The organism is Candidatus Nitrosotalea bavarica, assembly GCF_900167955.1.
GTDB lineage: Archaea > Thermoproteota > Nitrososphaeria > Nitrososphaerales > Nitrosopumilaceae > Nitrosotalea > Nitrosotalea bavarica.
In genome coordinates this window covers 312,652-328,765 of record NZ_FUYK01000007.1, presented here as the reverse complement: position 1 = coordinate 328,765, position 16,114 = coordinate 312,652, and the positions used below count along the sequence as shown (strand labels likewise).

At 35.6% G+C, this 16,114-nt stretch carries 19 protein-coding genes and 1 tRNA gene; 8 read left to right on the top strand and 12 right to left on the bottom strand.

Annotation, left to right across the window (positions count from 1 at the left end; all coding sequences use genetic code 11):
• Nucleotides 1-12 precede the first annotated feature (12 nt).
• The gene (locus C0Q33_RS05165) at nucleotides 13-1,887 is read right to left on the bottom strand and encodes a sensor histidine kinase (RefSeq protein WP_165776438.1); all 1,875 of its coding nucleotides are present in this window, start codon (nucleotides 1,885-1,887) and stop codon (nucleotides 13-15) included.
• Nucleotides 1,888-1,951: 64 nt separating this feature from the next.
• On the opposite strand from C0Q33_RS05165, the gene C0Q33_RS05160 reads away from it, so the two are divergent.
• Together C0Q33_RS05160 and C0Q33_RS05155 are read left to right on the top strand one after the other, a co-directional pair.
• On the top strand, nucleotides 1,952-2,320 hold the full coding sequence (locus C0Q33_RS05160; RefSeq protein ID WP_101477487.1) for an Hpt domain-containing protein: 369 nt from the start codon (nucleotides 1,952-1,954) through the stop codon (nucleotides 2,318-2,320).
• Between the two features lie 19 nt (nucleotides 2,321-2,339).
• On the top strand, nucleotides 2,340-2,726 hold the full coding sequence (locus tag C0Q33_RS05155) for a response regulator (RefSeq protein WP_245867329.1): 387 nt from the start codon (nucleotides 2,340-2,342) through the stop codon (nucleotides 2,724-2,726).
• Nucleotide 2,727: 1 nt separating this feature from the next.
• On the opposite strand, the gene C0Q33_RS05150 is transcribed toward C0Q33_RS05155, so the two are convergent.
• On the bottom strand, nucleotides 2,728-3,639 hold the full coding sequence (locus C0Q33_RS05150) for a TackOD1 domain-containing metal-binding protein (protein ID WP_101477486.1): 912 nt from the start codon (nucleotides 3,637-3,639) through the stop codon (nucleotides 2,728-2,730).
• Between the two features lie 69 nt (nucleotides 3,640-3,708).
• Between C0Q33_RS05150 and C0Q33_RS05145 the strand changes: the two genes are divergently transcribed.
• Nucleotides 3,709-5,526 carry a PINc/VapC family ATPase gene (locus C0Q33_RS05145; protein ID WP_245867328.1) on the top strand — a complete coding sequence of 606 codons (1,818 nt, stop codon included), beginning with the start codon at nucleotides 3,709-3,711 and terminating at the stop codon, nucleotides 5,524-5,526.
• Here the strand turns inward: C0Q33_RS05145 and C0Q33_RS05140 are convergent, their stop codons facing one another.
• Nucleotides 5,527-5,982 (bottom strand): metal-dependent transcriptional regulator, encoded by a 456-nt coding sequence (locus C0Q33_RS05140; protein WP_101477642.1) that lies wholly within the window; start codon nucleotides 5,980-5,982, stop codon nucleotides 5,527-5,529.
• Nucleotides 5,983-6,097: 115 nt separating this feature from the next.
• On the opposite strand from C0Q33_RS05140, the gene C0Q33_RS05135 reads away from it, so the two are divergent.
• Nucleotides 6,098-6,442, top strand: coding sequence for a hypothetical protein (locus C0Q33_RS05135; protein ID WP_101477484.1), 345 nt, complete (start codon nucleotides 6,098-6,100; stop codon nucleotides 6,440-6,442).
• A gap of 62 nt (nucleotides 6,443-6,504) precedes the next feature.
• Nucleotides 6,505-6,999, top strand: coding sequence for a DUF192 domain-containing protein (locus C0Q33_RS05130; RefSeq protein ID WP_101477483.1), 495 nt, complete (start codon nucleotides 6,505-6,507; stop codon nucleotides 6,997-6,999).
• A 1-nt stretch (nucleotide 7,000) separates the two neighbouring features.
• Here C0Q33_RS05130 and acs read toward each other — a convergent pair whose 3' ends face one another.
• Both acs and C0Q33_RS05120 read right to left on the bottom strand, forming a co-directional pair.
• Complete coding sequence (gene acs / locus C0Q33_RS05125) at nucleotides 7,001-8,914, bottom strand: acetate--CoA ligase (RefSeq protein ID WP_177996806.1); 1,914 nt, start codon at nucleotides 8,912-8,914, stop codon at nucleotides 7,001-7,003.
• 79 nt (nucleotides 8,915-8,993) lie between these two features.
• The gene (locus C0Q33_RS05120) at nucleotides 8,994-9,839 is read right to left on the bottom strand and encodes a CdvA-like protein (protein WP_101477482.1); all 846 of its coding nucleotides are present in this window, start codon (nucleotides 9,837-9,839) and stop codon (nucleotides 8,994-8,996) included.
• A 118-nt stretch (nucleotides 9,840-9,957) separates the two neighbouring features.
• On the opposite strand from C0Q33_RS05120, the gene C0Q33_RS05115 reads away from it, so the two are divergent.
• Complete coding sequence (locus C0Q33_RS05115; RefSeq protein ID WP_101477481.1) at nucleotides 9,958-10,242, top strand: hypothetical protein; 285 nt, start codon at nucleotides 9,958-9,960, stop codon at nucleotides 10,240-10,242.
• 31 nt (nucleotides 10,243-10,273) lie between these two features.
• Nucleotides 10,274-11,899 (top strand): FAD-dependent thymidylate synthase, encoded by a 1,626-nt coding sequence (locus C0Q33_RS05110; protein ID WP_101477480.1) that lies wholly within the window; start codon nucleotides 10,274-10,276, stop codon nucleotides 11,897-11,899.
• 36 nt (nucleotides 11,900-11,935) lie between these two features.
• On the opposite strand, the gene C0Q33_RS05105 is transcribed toward C0Q33_RS05110, so the two are convergent.
• The 4 genes from C0Q33_RS05105 to C0Q33_RS05090 are packed head-to-tail and all read right to left on the bottom strand — an operon-like array spanning nucleotide 11,936 to nucleotide 14,554.
• A complete protein-coding gene (locus C0Q33_RS05105; RefSeq protein ID WP_101477479.1) occupies nucleotides 11,936-13,021 on the bottom strand; it encodes a S16 family serine protease in 1,086 nt (361 codons plus the stop codon).
• A 59-nt stretch (nucleotides 13,022-13,080) separates the two neighbouring features.
• The gene (gene fen, locus C0Q33_RS05100; protein WP_101477478.1) at nucleotides 13,081-14,106 is read right to left on the bottom strand and encodes a flap endonuclease-1; all 1,026 of its coding nucleotides are present in this window, start codon (nucleotides 14,104-14,106) and stop codon (nucleotides 13,081-13,083) included.
• Nucleotides 14,107-14,141: 35 nt separating this feature from the next.
• Entirely contained in the window at nucleotides 14,142-14,324 is a 183-nt protein-coding gene (locus C0Q33_RS05095; RefSeq protein WP_101477477.1) for a hypothetical protein, read from the bottom strand.
• A 50-nt stretch (nucleotides 14,325-14,374) separates the two neighbouring features.
• A complete protein-coding gene (locus tag C0Q33_RS05090) occupies nucleotides 14,375-14,554 on the bottom strand; it encodes a hypothetical protein (protein WP_101477476.1) in 180 nt (59 codons plus the stop codon).
• 110 nt (nucleotides 14,555-14,664) lie between these two features.
• On the opposite strand from C0Q33_RS05090, the gene C0Q33_RS05085 reads away from it, so the two are divergent.
• Nucleotides 14,665-14,760: transfer RNA gene (locus tag C0Q33_RS05085), tRNA-Ser, on the top strand.
• A 71-nt stretch (nucleotides 14,761-14,831) separates the two neighbouring features.
• Here the strand turns inward: C0Q33_RS05085 and C0Q33_RS09080 are convergent.
• From C0Q33_RS09080 to C0Q33_RS05075, 3 genes are all read right to left on the bottom strand, one after another.
• Nucleotides 14,832-15,056 carry a hypothetical protein gene (locus C0Q33_RS09080; protein ID WP_133121016.1) on the bottom strand — a complete coding sequence of 75 codons (225 nt, stop codon included), beginning with the start codon at nucleotides 15,054-15,056 and terminating at the stop codon, nucleotides 14,832-14,834.
• A complete protein-coding gene (locus C0Q33_RS05080) occupies nucleotides 15,056-15,331 on the bottom strand; it encodes a hypothetical protein (RefSeq protein ID WP_101477475.1) in 276 nt (91 codons plus the stop codon). Before C0Q33_RS05080 ends, C0Q33_RS09080 begins: the two co-directional genes overlap by 1 nt.
• 182 nt (nucleotides 15,332-15,513) lie before the next feature.
• Nucleotides 15,514-15,942, bottom strand: a complete 429-nt coding sequence (locus tag C0Q33_RS05075) for a universal stress protein (protein WP_133121015.1) — start codon at nucleotides 15,940-15,942, stop codon at nucleotides 15,514-15,516.
• Nucleotides 15,943-16,114 lie beyond the last annotated feature (172 nt).

The window sequence follows — 16,114 nt, the reverse complement described above, 5'->3', positions numbered from 1 at the left end:
TCAAGTCTATTCCTATATCGGAGTTTTATATACTTCAGTTTTTGGAATTGTAAATGAAAATGTCGTACCCTTTGATAATTCGCTTACCATCCAAATTCTGCCACCATGGGCTTCTACAATACCTTTACAAATGGACAATCCTAGACCACTGCCACCTTTTTCTCTTGTACTGGTAGTATCAACTTGATAGAACTTTTTGAAAATCCCATCTGTTGCCTCAGCTGGTATTCCACGTCCATTATCCTTGACTGAGACTATTACCTCAGATATTTTTTCTTCAACAGTTACTTCGACTTTTCCTGTCTTTGGAGAAGTTGCCTTTAAGCTATTTTTGATTAGATTTGTAAGCACCTGTTTAATTCTAACATCGTCATAAAATGCATAGATGTCTTTTCCTACAGAATAAGTAAGAGAAATGTTATCAGCCGCAGCTTGAGGCTGCATTGAAGTTATTGTTTTTTCTACAGACTCTTGGAGATTGTTTCTCTCTTTCTTGATTCTTAGTTGACCAAGATCCAATTTTTGCGCATCAAGTAAATCAGAGATTAATTGTAACAAAGTAGAAGCACTAGAACTGATTATTTGTAATCTTTCTTTTTGTGCGTTGTTTAGAGAACCAAGGTGTTCGCCAAGTAGGATATCAGAGTATCCCTGAATTGGAACAAGTGGTGTTTTTAGTTCATGAGTAACCATTGCAAGAAATTCATCTTTTGCAGTCTCTACTTTCTTTGCTTCTTCCTCTTTTTTCTGTATGGTAGAAGACATTGAATTGAAGGTTTCTGCTAATTCTCCAATCTCATCTTTTGATGAATAATTAATTTTTTCACCATAAAATCCCTCTTTGACACGACCCATGACTTTTGTCAAAGATTCAAGAGGAGATAATGAGCGCCTAATGGATAATACCACTGAGACAAATACTGCAATATCTGCAACTATTAACAATTGAACCACTATGACATTTGAATGAAGTTTAGAATCTATTAGTAAATTCCATTGGTTTACAAAGTCTGATGTAGCATCAAGTAATAGGTTTCTTTGTGAATTCAGGCTCGTCAATGCAGCCCCAAAATCTTTTGATAGTAAAGTATTAGATTCAATAAAAATTAATTTTGCGCGGACAGATTCCCATAAAGGATCAAGTTGTCGTATAGAATCAGAGTTTTCCCTAGGAATTACTGCAAGTGTATCTTGAGATATAGTATAATTTGCAAATTCAGTATCATTTAATGGAAGTCCTTCCAGTTTTTTCAAATCAGCATCAAAAGTGATTCGATCTTTTTTCAGAGAAGATGTAACATTTCCACCTTCACCAATAGAATACAATAATGTTTTTTCACCAATGTCTTGTGCAATACTTGTCATCTCAAGAGCAATAATTTTATGCGGATTGTAATTTCTGTCCAATGGCATTAGGTCATTACTAATACCATTTGTCAATGAAATCATCTGCCCATTTTTTCCAAGTACATATTTTAGATCATCCACAACATGCGCATCAAAAATATTTTCTTGTTTTATTTTTTCCGCATCTTCTTTGTATGGAGTCCATTGATCTCCCACTTTATCATATGCGGGTCTTAATTCAGATGGAGATGCAACAATATTCAGTCCTCCAATATTTCCACCTTCTCCAAGTTTTGCATAAGTTGTATCAAAATCAGATACTTGAGTTTCCAAAGTAGGTCTATCTGCTTCATTACCACCAGCAATTGAGTTGGCAGTACCTCCAATTCTTTCAACTATGACTTTAAGATCACTTGCATAACTAATAGAATGTAAAACATCTTGATTTTCTTGAGATGTAAATATAAGAAGATAGAGATTCACGGCAGAGACCCCAATTATGACTGCAAGTAGTAGGTAGGTCTTTTGTGTAAGTTTCACAAATAAAAAAACCATTCAGAGCGGTATAAAAGTTAGTATAATTGTTATGCAGTAAGAAGTCAAAATGTCTGAAGAGTTTCTAAAGGTAGCAAGGCAAGAGATACAATCAGAGATAAACAGTTTGAAAGAAGCCTTTCTTACATGCGCTAATGATGAACAATTCTATAAAAAATCAACAGAGATTGAAAAACATATGCACAAAATCAAGGGTTTGGCACCCATGATGGGACAGGAAAAAGTAGGAGAGATTGCCAGAATAAGTGATTTGATTTTAAAACATGTCATAAATCACGGTGTGTTGAAAGACTCACATGATATAATTTTGGAAGCTGTTCAAAAAATGAATCATCTTTTCAAGGGAGGTACTAACATAGAGATAGATAATTTCAGAAAACAAATAATTCAAACATATCCTGACATTTCAGGTTTTTAATTTACACTCGTAATTATATATGACACATTATGATCTATATGGCATGGCCAGTGTTATGATAGTTGATGATTCTGATGCAATCAGAATGGTTTTGAAGGACATTGTAACTATAGGCAAGCACAAGCTGGCTGGAGAACTACAAAATGGCGAGGGGGCTTTGCAAGAATATATCAAATTAAAACCAGACATTGTCTTGCTAGATATGGCAATGCCAAAAAAAGATGGCGTTTCAGTACTCAAAGAAATAATTGAATTCAATCCAGTTGCAAATGTGATTATGATCTCAGCTAGTGATAATCAACAGACTGTAAAAGAGTGTCTAAGGTTAGGTGCCAGAGCATATATTCTAAAACCATTTAATTTTCAAGAAGTATTAGATATTATCACCAAGGTCATTAAACAATAGATCAAATAGTTTTGTATCCTGGACTTGAAATCCATTTTGCCTTTTCTAATGGAAACCTATTGCTACATTTGACACAAAAGTAATCTTGTGTTGGTTCTGGAAATTTATCATCGCAGTCTTTACAAATATAATAATTATCCATGGATTTGTAATCAACTCCGAGGATCTTAATCTCCTTGTGACATTTCGGGCATTTGTTTTCTTTGTAAGAATCCTCAACTGAAACATTACCACATTTGAAATGCTCAATTAGTTTTCCTTGCATAAAATTGGTACTATTACATGCAGGACAGAAAAAATTAGGAAGAATTCTTAATGAATTACATTGATTACACAAGATTTCTTTTATATCAGAGATTTTTATTATGATTTTTTCAGTTTCAAGCTGTGAAAGACATTTTTTCAGTAGATCGTTTTCAGTACCAGAATATTCAGAAAGTCTTGCAAAACTCATCCTTGAAGAAGATTTTAGATGTGAGGTAATTCTTTCAAGATCATCAGTGGGTTTTTCCTCAAGAATAGTTCTCTCTTGTTCTAGAGTTTCAAAGACATTTTTGAGATTTTCAAATCGGATGGGTTTTTCAATATAGAGATAAGCCCCACCTCTAAGAGCACCTTTAATTTGCTCATCAGATTTGGAATCCGCAGTTTCAAGGATAATTTTTGCGTCAGGGCGAATGTCAAAGATACTTGCCATCACTTCGTTTGCGTTCATATCTGGTAGATGAAAGTCTAGTAGAACTATAGGCTTTTTTCCAGCAGATTCCAGTTCAGAAAACACCCGAATCCCTGTCTTTCCGTTAGTACACGCCTCGATATTTTCATATCCTAGTTTTTTTAGAAAATCTCTTAGTAAAATGGTGGTGGCCATACTATCCTCGATTATAAGAACGTCATTTTTTCTTCCAGACATAATATGTGTTTCAATATCATGCTATATTATTCTTAAAGAAAATACAGGTATGGTTAAAAGGTGCTAAAAATGATTACCACTATGGAAAAATACGTAGTAGATACTAGCATCATAATAGACGGTGAGATTACCAAGTTAATTGAAGCAGGCACTTTAACAAATTGTGAAATAATAATTCCTGTTGCAGTTTTAGATGAATTGCAATCACAGGCGTCACAACACAAGGATTATGGTTTTGTAGGTCTTGAGGAGATCAAAAAAATTCGTGAACTTGCAGAAAAAAATAATATCATTCTAAGATTTGAAGGCGAGAGGCCCAGCATGGAAGATATTAAACTTGCAAGACATGGCAGAATTGATGCCATAATAAAAGATATTGCAAAAAAGAACGGGGCTACATTCTACACTGCAGATTATGTTCAGGCTTTGGTAGCTCAAGTAGAAGGAGTAAAGACAAGCTACTCAAAACCGCAGATAAAAATTTCAGATTTAGAATTTGAGAAATTCTTTGACACCCAAACTATGAGTATTCACCTCAAGGAAGGAACACTGCCTCTTGCAAAACGAGGAAAGCCCGGAGGATTTTCCCTAGTAGAAATTGATGAAACAATACTGACAAAAGAATACTTGGAAGGAATTACTAAAGAAATCTTGGAAGCGTCAAGAGCCACCCGATTGGGCATAATTGAAATATCAAAATCAGGAGTAATAGTAATCCAATACAAAGATTTCAGAGTAGTTGTTACACATTCACCGTTTTCAAGCAGTTATGAAATCACAATAACTCATCCTATTGTAAAAATGTCATTAGAACAGTATACAATATCTGAAAAGTTAATGAAACGTATTTCTGAAGAAGCTGAAGGAATACTAATTTCAGGAGCTCCAGGCTCTGGTAAGAGTACTTTTGCATCTAGCCTTGCAGATTTTTACTCCAACAAAGGCAAGATAGTAAAGACGTTCGAGTCACCAAGAGACCTTTCGGTAAACAAGAAGGTAACACAATATACACAACTTGAAGGAAGCTTCGAAAATGCCGCAGACATACTGCTTCTTGTCAGACCAGATTATACAATATTTGATGAAGTAAGAAGATTTCATGATTTCAGAGTATTCTCAGACCTAAGACTTGCAGGTGTTGGCATGGTAGGAGTTGTACATGCACATGCTCCTCTTGATGCGATACAGAGGTTCATAGGAAAAGTTGAGCTTGGTATGATTCCACATATTTTGGATACAGTTGTCTTTATCCAAGCAGGTAGAGTTTCCAAAGTATATGAATTAGAATTCAAAGTAAAGGTTCCCACAGGGATGACAGAGCAAGACTTGGCAAGACCAGTTATAGAAATTAGAAATTTCGAAGACCACGTTCTAGAATATGAGATCTATACATACGGCGAAGAAAATATAGTAATTCCAATATCAAAAGAAAGTAAGAGTGGCGGCATAGAAAAACTTGCAGAATCAAAAATTAGAGACACGATACGAAGATTTGATTCTGATGCAGAAATAGAAATTTTATCAAATAACAGTATACGAGTACGAGTAGACAAAGAGTCCATACCATCCATCATTGGCCGCGGTGGCGTCACAGTAAATGATCTAGAGAAGACGCTTGGTGTTCATATCGATGTGGTACCAAAGGAAGAATCCTCAAGAGGTGGAGAATGGTTTGAAATGTCAGAATCAGGAAATAATTTTATTTTAGAAGTTGACATATCAAAGTCAGGTATGGATGCAGAGATTTATGTCAATGATAAAAATGCCTTGTCTACCAGAGTTGGAAAGAATGGCAAGATAATAATTGCAAAAAAATCCACCGCAGGAAGAAGACTAATTGATGCCGTGATGTCAAAAAGTGACATCAAGGTAACTGTTCATGATTAGTTACTGAAAATTTTCAAGAATTTTTGGATTGGATTTTAAAAATGTAACAAACTTTCTTAGTTGTTTTATAGTCTGCGGGTTAAGATGGTGTTCTATTCCTTCGACGTCCTGATTTGCGATTTCATGGTTTATTCCAAGCATCCTAAAGAATTCAAGCAATGTGCCGTGCTTTTGCCTTACGGTATCTGCCAAGGATGTACCTTTTTGTGTCAAGTTTATTCTTCTGTATTTTTCATATTCGAGATATCCCCCATCACCTAGTTTTTGGACCATCTTTGTAACAGAGGGAGCGCTGACGTTAAGATATCTTGAGATATCAAGAGTATTTGCATATCCTTTGAGTTCCACAAGTTCAGATATCACCTCAAGATAGTCTTCGATTCTAGAATAATCGGTTTTTGTCGATTTATGTGCCTCTTTTATGGATTCTAGCCTCTCAGCCCGCTTTTCTTTCATATTTTTTATAATTACATTTGAAATCATATAACCCAATCTGTTGATCAGAAATGTTAACCCAGTTGTGAGTGATCTTTTGTGTGGAATCTTAACTATTATTTTAAAAAGAGAGGCCATGGATGAAGGAGTTAGGACAAGTATTGATAAAATAAAGAAAGTTAGAGATTCCCTTCACAGAAGAGCAAAGATTTACTCTGAACTTGGAAAAATGGACGATAGAGGAACTGCACGTGCATTGGGTTCAGTCCAGAGAGCTTCATCACCAGGAAAAAAGATTACAAAGATAGGATTCATCATGCTTGTTTCGCCAGATCCGTTTAGTACACCTTTTGCCGTTCCCATGATAATTGCTGGAAAATATCTGGAAAAAGTATACAACGGTGCTACCATCAAAGACATAGGACAGGAAACCAAGAATTTCTTTACAGACATGTCTAGTTTCAAAGATAAGATAAACTAGTTCCAAGAAAAATGCTGTTATTTTTGCATTAGTTTTTAACTAGACATTGACACTAGTTTTTTGTGGCAACTAGAGCCCAAGTTTTAATCCCGATAGCAATTGCGGCAGTTGTAATTGGTATAGTAGGAGTAATTACAATTCCCGCAGATTCCAAACTTTCAGAAGTCAATTTTCCAAGAGGAACCATAAAGATAGATAGTAAGATATTAGATGTGCAAATTGCAGAAACAGATGCTCAGAAGATAAGAGGATTGATGTTTCAAAATGAACTCCCAGATGATCAGGGGATGATTTTTGTATTTAGTCAAGAGCAGGTGGTACCAATTTGGATGCTAAACATGCAATTTCCATTAGACATAATTTGGTTTGACACAGATGGAAATGTCGTACACTTGGAGAAGAATATTCCACCATGCAAATCAGCTTTGGAGACCGCCACATGTACAGTACAAAATGCAGATGGTAAAAAAGCAAAATATGTTTTAGAAGTAAATGCTGGATTTGTAGACAAATTTCATGTTACTGAAAATTCAAAGATGCAAATTATTTCAGTCTAAGTTAGAACTTGTCTAGTGTTTGTTGTAGTTCTGCAAGTGCTGCCTTTATTTCATCTACCGATGCTTCATCTTCCAATGTACTGATATCACCAATTGGTTCATTTTTTGCCATTGCCTTTAAGAGCCGTCTCATGATTTTACCACTTCGTGTCTTTGGAAGTTTTTTTACAAAATACAATTGATCAGGAGCTGCAATAGGTCCTATTGTTTTTCTAATGTGATTTGTCAATTCCTCCTTTAGTTGCATAGTTGTAGTAATCCCTTCTTTTAGTACGACAAATGATATGATGGCCTCACCTTTTACTTCATGCGGTATTCCACATACTGCCGCTTCTGCTACAGCTTTGTGGGAGACAAAAGCACTCTCTAGTTCTGCAGTACCTAGCCTATGTCCTGCCACTTTGAGCACATCATCTGCTCTTCCAAGCATCCAAATGTATCCATCTTTGTCTTTAATCGCATAATCGCCCGGATAGTACACGTTCTTGTACTTTGTCCAGTAGACTGTTTTGTATTTTTCATCATCTCCCCATAATGTTAGGAGCATTCCAGGCCAAGGATTTGTAACTACTAGATACCCTTTGGAATCAGGTTTTACCTCTTTTCCATGTTCGTCAACTACAGACAATGAAACTCCTGGAACAGGTCTTGTTGCAGAACCGGGTTTTAGCGGAATTGTTTCCAGTCCTGGAACTGGCGAGATCAGTGCACCTCCAGTTTCAGTTTGCCACCATGTATCTACAATCGGGCATTTTTCTTTTCCGATTATTTTAAAATACCATTTCCAAACTTGTGGATTGATTGGTTCTCCAACCGTTCCAAGTAATTTCAAACTAGAAAGATCATTTGAATTTGGAAGTTCATCTCCAAACTTCATAAACATCCTAAGTGCAGTTGGAGTAGTATACAAAATTGTAACTTTGTATCTTGATACAATCTCCCATATTTTTGCAGGTGTTGGATAATCTAGTGCTCCCTCATACATTATCTGAGTAGCACCATGCATTAGCGGACCATATGCAATATAGCTATGCCCAGTAACCCATCCCATATCAGCAGTACAAAAATAAACATCAGAATCCCGAATATCAAAAATCCACTTGAACGTGCTGTAAATATGAGTAAGATAACCGCCAGTACCATGTAATACTCCCTTTGGTTTTCCCGTAGTTCCTGAAGTATAGAGAATGTAAAGTGGATGTGTGCTATCAAGCACTTCTGCATTACATATTGGCGACATGCTTGCAACTAGTTCGTGCCATTTTTTGTCTCGTTTTGTCATAGCGATGTTATTTTTTGTGTGTTCTAAAACAAGTATGTGTTCAACAAAGTCAAGGTCTGAAATTGCTTCATCTACAATATCTTTTAATTGTATAATATTGCCACGTCTTTTTCCTCCGTCGGAAGTGATTATAACTTTGGATTTGGAATCCTCCACTCTATCCTTAATGGATTTGGCACTAAAGCCTGAAAATATTACAGTATGAATTGCACCAATTCTTGCACATGCAAGTAAGGACATTATCAATTCAGGCACCATTGGAAGGTAAACAGTTACTCTATCACCTTTTTTCACTCCAAGAGATTTTAGCACGTTTGCAAGCTTGCACACTTCTGACAGCAGTTCTTGATATGTCAGTTCTCTTTTTGTTCCATCCTCGCCTTCCCATATTATGGCCTTTTTGTTTGGATTTTTCTTTACAGTTACATCCAATGCGTTGTATGAAGCATTAATCTTGCCCCCTACAAACCATCTTGCAAATGGAGGATTCCATTCCAAAGCAGTATGCCACTTTTCAAACCAGTAGAGTTTTGCAGCTTGCGTTTCCCAAAATTTTATGCCATCTCTAGCTGCATCACTTCTAGTCTTGAGATCATTGTTCCCAAGACCTATCTCATAAGTAGAATCCAACATGGTTTAGTTGTATGTATGTTAAAAAAAAGGTTCGCTCAAATTGGAGTTGGGAGCGAATCCTTCGTCCCATCAGATTATTTTAAGACGATGATATTCTCTTAAGCCAATCTGAATCTTGCTGGGCTTCATCACCATCGGCTCCAATTGCTACTGGCTGTGGTGTCGGTGCAGTGGGAATACTGGTACCAATTACTGGGCTAGTAGATATGGGAGTCTGTGGCACTGAAGTTGAAGGATCTTCTACCTTTCCAAGATATGAAATGGCGGCTGAATGAACGTCCTGTTTTGGACTCTCGATGCGCTCTCCACTCTCAACTGAAAGATCGTTGATGCGACGTTGGATACTTGTTATCTCTGCCTTTTCATGTTCGATGTGTTCGATGATTTCGACCGTGTGAGTCTTGACTAGGTCAAACTTGGCATCAGATATTTCATTGCTCTTGTTTTGCAACTTTGCGTCAAATCTTAGCATCCGGATTGACTTTAGCTGACTCTCAAGTTCTGCAAGTCTTTTCTCTAATTTTTCTTTGATTTGTTTTTCGGTCTCATCCAGAGTTAACAGTTTTATCCTATACTTCTCATGGATCAGTTCAGCATCCTCTTTCATGTCATCGTTTTCAGATACGATATCCATCAGAGCACGTATACGGCGCATGGTAAGCCCCTTCTCGCGCAACAATCTTTGTGCATCTAATCTCCACCTAGGGATGAAGATTACATATTGTCCTTGTATGACTAGTTGCTCGAATGCTATCTGCTTTAGTCCTTCAGAACCACAATCAACACCTACGGTTTGTACACTTCCATCGATGTCAGTTATGGTACCTATGACTTTGCCGATATAGGTGCCGTACATGTCCTTCACTTGCTTGCCGATAAATTCGATCTCTTCCTTGCTCATTAGAATAGGTGTTCTAAATTTCATATAATCAACAAAGTGTTAACAAGCTTTCAAGTTTTGGTAAGATCATTTTAGCTAATGATCCTTGAAAAAATGAAAAAATACGTAATTTTATAATCATAGGATTAGTAATGGTCCAATAATGATTACAAAAGAAGAGTTAGATCAGATACTACACTTTGTCTCCAAACGGTGGGTGGATATGAGCAGGGATGAAAAACACAAAGCATTTGAAAACATGCCAACAGATTTTTGGATGAATTCCATGGGAGGTACTGCAGGAGATGGGAAATGGGTGACAACTTTAATGTATACAGAAGACTCGCAAGAAGCAGAATCATTTAAAGAAGTTTTGCTTAGATGGCAATCAAAACATAATACACCAAAGACAGGACCGTCAGACTTGATCCAGATTGGAAAGAAGTAGTTATTTATAATTGGGTTGAATTCAAATCGTGTTGTCCGAGTTTTCAAATTCTGAAAAGCAAAGTTTGTTGAAACATTTTTCAAATGTGGACGATTCTGTATTTGCCATAATTAGCCCAAGACAGGTTGACAGAGGAGCTCTGATGTCAAGATATAGTAGAACTGATAAAAGCATGAGAAAGATATTTCTTGACGAATTTTTACAAAATGAAAATCGTGGCGAAGAGTTTTACGATAAAGTATTACTAGAGTATGGAGATGATTCAGTTGCAGAGCTTGGTGAAGCCCAGATTGCAATTGAAGGTCTGTCAAACATCGCTGTAAAAAAAATAGAAGACAGAAGAATTGGATTGTCATATCTTGAAAAATCATCAAGATATGTTGCTTGGGATAAAAAAGTAAATGACGAGTTCAAGTTTTACAGAGAACCTGAAATAATGAATTCAAAGTATGCTGATAAATATCTAGAGGCATGCAATCTAGACTTTGAAGTTTATTCAAAAAACATCCAGCCGGTGATAAACTATATGCAAGAACAAGAGCCAATACAGAATCAAAAGTTTAGAAATTCAAAAGGAGTTGATGTAGAATACTCAAAACTCTCTGGCGAAGATGATATAAAATCTGCAACTAGAATTTACAATGCCACCATTAGAGCCAAAGCCCTAGACATTCTCCGAGGAATACTTCCAGCGTCTACTCTGACTAATGTTGGAATTACTGGAAATGGAAGAGCGTTTGAGTACTTGTTAACTATACTATATTCTTCAGATCTAGAAGAAGAAAGGATGCTAGCTGGGAAAATTCACAGAGAGCTAAATACCATAATCAAGTCATTTGTAAGAAGGGCTGATGATAACCACGGTAAAGCCTTGCAGAAATATCTTGATAGCATAAAGACAAAATCAAGTGTATTAAATAAAAAATATCTCAAAACAAAAGGAAAAAGAAAGTTTCTTGTAGACTTGGTTGATTTTGAATCCCAGAATAAGGCAGAAGAGAAGATAATATCTTCCATATTATATGAACAGTCAAACGGAGTTTCATTTAGAGAGATACTTGTCCAGGTCAGAAAGATAAATCAATCAGATAGAAAAAAAATAATTGGCATATTTGCAAGTCTAAGAGAAAACAGAAGACAGAGACCTCCACGCGCATTTGAAATGACTGAATACACTTTTGATTTTTTGACAAACTTTGGAATGTTTCGAGACTTTCATAGACATCGAGTCTTGACACTTGAAAGACAGTTGCTTACAACAGATCATGGATATGTCGTTCCAGATGAAATCATACAACTAGGAATCAAAAAAGATTATGATGATTGTATGTACAATTCAAAACAAGTCTTTGAACTTTTGAAGACAAAGATGCCAGAACAGGCCCAGTATGTTGTAAACTTTGCATACAATTATCCATATTTTATGAAATTAAATCTCAGAGAAGCAGTACATCTAATTGAATTAAGAACTGTTCCGCAGGGACACCAGGACTATAGAAAAGCTGCACAGGAAATGTTCAAAGCAATAAACAAAGTACATCCAAACCTGTCTACTATAATTAAATTTGCAGATATGAAATCCTACAAACTTGAGAGATTAGAGGCAGAAAAAAGAATAGAAGAGAAACGAAAGAAACTCTCAGGAAATTCAAAATAAAAAATTGATTTTAAATTAAAAACATTTGATAAGGCATTATTCAGAACTATTGAAATATTTTAAAACATCATTGATATTTCCTACTTCAATTACCTTCATGCCATACTTGCTCTCCATGATAGATGTTAGTGATACCTCTTGAGGACTGCATGATTGGTATACAAATGGGCCTTGAGTTGATTGTGTGCAATGCTGCTCATCTACAACCCCCTGACCCGTAGGAACAAGAAATATTTTGGCACCATAATTTGCTGCAGCTTGAGCTTTTTCCAAAACTCCACCAATTGGACCTATGGTACCATCAGGCTGGATTGTTCCAGTCATCAATACATGTCCATTAATGGATTTTCCAAGAATTGCCGAAGTTAGCAATACAGTCATTGCTCCTCCAGCACTTCCACCATCTACTGCCTGCAAGTTTTGATTATCAGTGGTAATTGAAAAGATTACATCCTTGTTTGACAAGTCCACTCCTGTTATGTTATGAGCTACTTGTACTGCGATACGGGCTGAATTTTGAAAGTCTACACCTTCAGGTATTGCAGTGTTTGCAAGTACAAGACCTGTACCATCTCGGATATCAACTGTTATCTTCAATATAGTTCCGTTGTAAACACTAGTCTGAAAGAAACCATCACTTTGTACAATTGGATATACCGCTACAGCAGAAATTGATTCAGCGTAATTGTTTGAATTAGTTATTTGATTTCCAGGTACATTTTGGATCTGTTTCAAAAGATCATTGTATTTAATCTGCAGGGTATTGTATCTAGTTTGCAGATCATCAATCTTTTGCGTCATGGTACTGTTTTGGTTTGCAATCGAAGATAATGAAGATGTTTTAGATACATGAATGACACCAGTGTCAATCAGGTATTGTATGGCATTTAAAAAATCAGAATCGCTAGTCTGACCTTCAGACCACCATTTTGTAACATTTCTAATCCAAGTTGGAATGGAATTTGTATAAAGAGTGTAATTAGATGATTGTTGCTGTGCAGATGCTTTGGTAAAAAACCCGGATGTCATGACTGTGTTATTTGCATGGATTGTAAAGCCAGCACTGATTATACCAATAACAATCATACATGACACCAAAATTACAAGATTTTTTCTATTCATCAACTAATCACGTTTCAGATAAGAGATCCACTTTTCACAATTATAAATCTTAATTTTTATCAGCCAAACCACTGGTCTAAATTATGACTCTTCTTTTCATATGATTTTTTCAATCTGTTTAATGATGTGTCAACACGGTCTAGTGAAAAACTCCTCTCCTTTGTAAGATAATTTACTATTCCTACATAGTCAACATTTCCAAATTTTATCTCAGATACATTTGCCACTTTGGGTTTAAGAAATATCTCACGTATCTGGTTGTAGTCTATCTCGTTTAATTTATCCTGGATTTGCGGTATGTTTTCTAGATTCCCATGCTCTTTTACCATCTTCAAGGCAGTCTTGGGACCAATCCTCTCAAAGCCATCAGGATTAAAGTCCGTGCCTATCAATATCCCAATATCCACAAGCTGCTCCCTTGTAACCCCAAGTTCTGCAAGTGTTTTTTCTAATAAAATAAGTTCGGGTTCAATCTCTATTGTAGTATTCCTATTGGGTAGTTTTCTTTTTCCACTGTTTGTAAAATTTCGTACCAGCCTTTTTGCACCAAACAATAAAGAATCAAAGTCCTGACTTGCTGAAGCATATGCCTGACCAGTATTAGTAAGATGTGCCGCAGTTGACTCACCTTCTGATGGTGCTTGTATCCAAGGTATACCAAAAAGGTCTAGAAACTTTTTCGATTCTTCAACCATATCATCTCGTAGTACGGATGTTTGTTGTGCAAACTTTTTTGCCTCGACATAATTTCCTTCACTAATTGCAATTTCATATTTTATTGTAGCGTCTTTTTTCACCTGTTTTCTTCTTTGAATTTCAGCAGATTTTAAAGATGGAGGTTTTCCATCAAAAACATAGACAGGTTTTATTCCAAGTGACAAGAAATTGATATTTCTATAAAACAGTCCGCTGATGTGACTAGTGATTCTCCCATTGTGATCAGACAAGGGCAAACCATCAGGACCGCGTATGATTGAAAGAAATTGATATATTGCGTTATACGCATCAATTGCGACAATTTTTGATGCAAAGGATTCAAGATTTGTTTTTTCTCTAACACATAGTTGTTTTAGATCTAGACCCAAAATATTTCCCTACAAGATACTAGATTTTTGCATGTTTATTTCTTTTTTATACTAGGTCGTGATTCCCAGCCCTTTTCAATTATTTCCTCGTAAATGTTTGAGAGTTTTGGAATTGGCTCGCCTTTTTCTACCGCTACTTTGACCTTTTCGCGATAATAGAGTTCAATGGCTTTGGCAGTATCATCGTCAATGGTTATAGAAACTCTAGTCTTTGCCAATTATTTCCACTTCACAGAATTGTCAAATATCAATAATAAACTATCTATTATCAATTTTTTAAGACTTGGGGAACAAGTAGAAAGCCTTCTTTGGTAATTGTCATCTTGACAGGCGTATCTTCTGAAAGACCAAGTTGTACCAAGAACATGCCTATTGTAACCTCATCTGGAAGAACATACATCTTACCCTCAAACTCTACTGAGACTGTCTTCTTGGTAATGGTCTCCATTTATTATTGATATAATAAATTGTCTACTTTATATCTTTTATTATATATCTGATCAGCTGATCACTTATTCTCATTGTATTTATGTACCAAAACCAGAGTCTTGACATGCTGCCAGGTTAGCCAAGTGGAACGGCGACCGCCTCGAGATCAAATACAAGGTAGCGGTTGTGCTTCGGCACGCAGGGGTTCGAATCCCTTACCTGGCGCTGTTAAATTCTCATTTAAATAGTTTGAACCTAATTTTTAAAAAATTTGAAAAAGTTCGAAGAGTGCTGAACTAAAAGTACAACACCCCAACTAAACGAGAATTATTTTTCAAACCATGATAGTAGCTGGACCTTACCAGACTCAAACCTAGTGCCACATTATAATTACATGCAGTAAAACCAAAGTCATAAGGATAACTCCTTAGATAAATTGGGAATGAACTTGTAACTAACTTTGCATTATTTGATGAGACATGCTCATGTAATCTTTTTTTATCATCATGGGAATCTCTCATTATGAGCTACAACTGCAATCTTTTTTTATTGCATCCGTAATTTCTATTTCTTTCTTAATCTGTTTTAAATAACTAGTATTGTGTGCTAATTGATTTTCCAGAGTATTCCAGTCTGCATTAAGATCTTTTATGTATTGATCCAATACCATACATATGATATTGTGATAATCAGGAAATTTGGTTTTATCAATTTTAATTACTTTATCGACACTACCTAAAGTGTTAACCAAATTTGGAATAGATTTTAGTATTTCATCAATGAATCCATTTGCCAACTTGGTATGAATTTCAAAATTATTATCATCTCTAAGTTTGTTAATCCTATCTTGATAATGTACTATTATTTTTGAGATAAAGTGGATTTTTTATTTCCATACTACATTTAGGCTAAAACTAACCTTAAACCTTTGTTGATGATGTGTTTTAAGAGAAAAGTATAGCCAAAATTAGACATTTATCATTTTACCACAAGTACTGGAATTTTGGATTTGGTGACAACTGAAGACGCCACACTTCCAAGAATCATTCTCTTTATCGAACTTAGTCCCCTTGAACCCATTACTATGAGATCAAACTTTTCTTTTTGGGAATAATCGACAATCTTTTTTGATTCTTGCCCAAACAATGTCTCCTTTTTAAAACTGATTTTGTTTTTCATGACTTGTTTTTCTGCCTTTTCAAGAAACTTTGTGACTTTTTTTAGGAGTTTTCTAGTCTCTGGAGTATTAACCAAATCGGGATTGTCATATGCAACATGCAAAACATACAATACAGTTATCTGGGCATCAAACTGGCTTGCCATATAGATTGCTTCATCTAGGGCACTAAAGGAACTCTTGGAACCATCCATTGGTACTAGGATCTTTTTTAGTGCTCTTTTTATCAATGAATTAAAAAAGGAAATTAACCATTTAAGTATCACATAGAATATCAATTATGAAAACATCATTTGAATATAAAAATATGAAACTTTTGACTGATGTTATAACATGTAAGAAAATCTAAATCCACTTGATGAATTTGTAAAATAAATTATTTCAAGAAAGAAATGACATGAA

Coding starts and splice junctions, on each gene's coding strand:
- C0Q33_RS05160 (WP_101477487.1), top strand. CDS start 1,952: ATGTCTGAAGAGTTTCTAAAGGTAGCAAGGCAAGAGATACAATCAGAG.
- C0Q33_RS05155 (WP_245867329.1), top strand. CDS start 2,340: ATGACACATTATGATCTATATGGCATGGCCAGTGTTATGATAGTTGAT.
- C0Q33_RS05150 (WP_101477486.1), bottom strand. CDS start 3,639: ATGTCTGGAAGAAAAAATGACGTTCTTATAATCGAGGATAGTATGGCC.
- C0Q33_RS05145 (WP_245867328.1), top strand. CDS start 3,709: ATGATTACCACTATGGAAAAATACGTAGTAGATACTAGCATCATAATA.
- C0Q33_RS05140 (WP_101477642.1), bottom strand. CDS start 5,982: ATGAAAGAAAAGCGGGCTGAGAGGCTAGAATCCATAAAAGAGGCACAT.
- C0Q33_RS05135 (WP_101477484.1), top strand. CDS start 6,098: ATGGATGAAGGAGTTAGGACAAGTATTGATAAAATAAAGAAAGTTAGA.
- acs (WP_177996806.1), bottom strand. CDS start 8,914: ATGTTGGATTCTACTTATGAGATAGGTCTTGGGAACAATGATCTCAAG.
- C0Q33_RS05120 (WP_101477482.1), bottom strand. CDS start 9,839: ATGAAATTTAGAACACCTATTCTAATGAGCAAGGAAGAGATCGAATTT.
- C0Q33_RS05115 (WP_101477481.1), top strand. CDS start 9,958: ATGATTACAAAAGAAGAGTTAGATCAGATACTACACTTTGTCTCCAAA.
- C0Q33_RS05105 (WP_101477479.1), bottom strand. CDS start 13,021: ATGAATAGAAAAAATCTTGTAATTTTGGTGTCATGTATGATTGTTATT.
- C0Q33_RS05090 (WP_101477476.1), bottom strand. CDS start 14,554: ATGGAGACCATTACCAAGAAGACAGTCTCAGTAGAGTTTGAGGGTAAG.
- C0Q33_RS09080 (WP_133121016.1), bottom strand. CDS start 15,056: ATGAGAGATTCCCATGATGATAAAAAAAGATTACATGAGCATGTCTCA.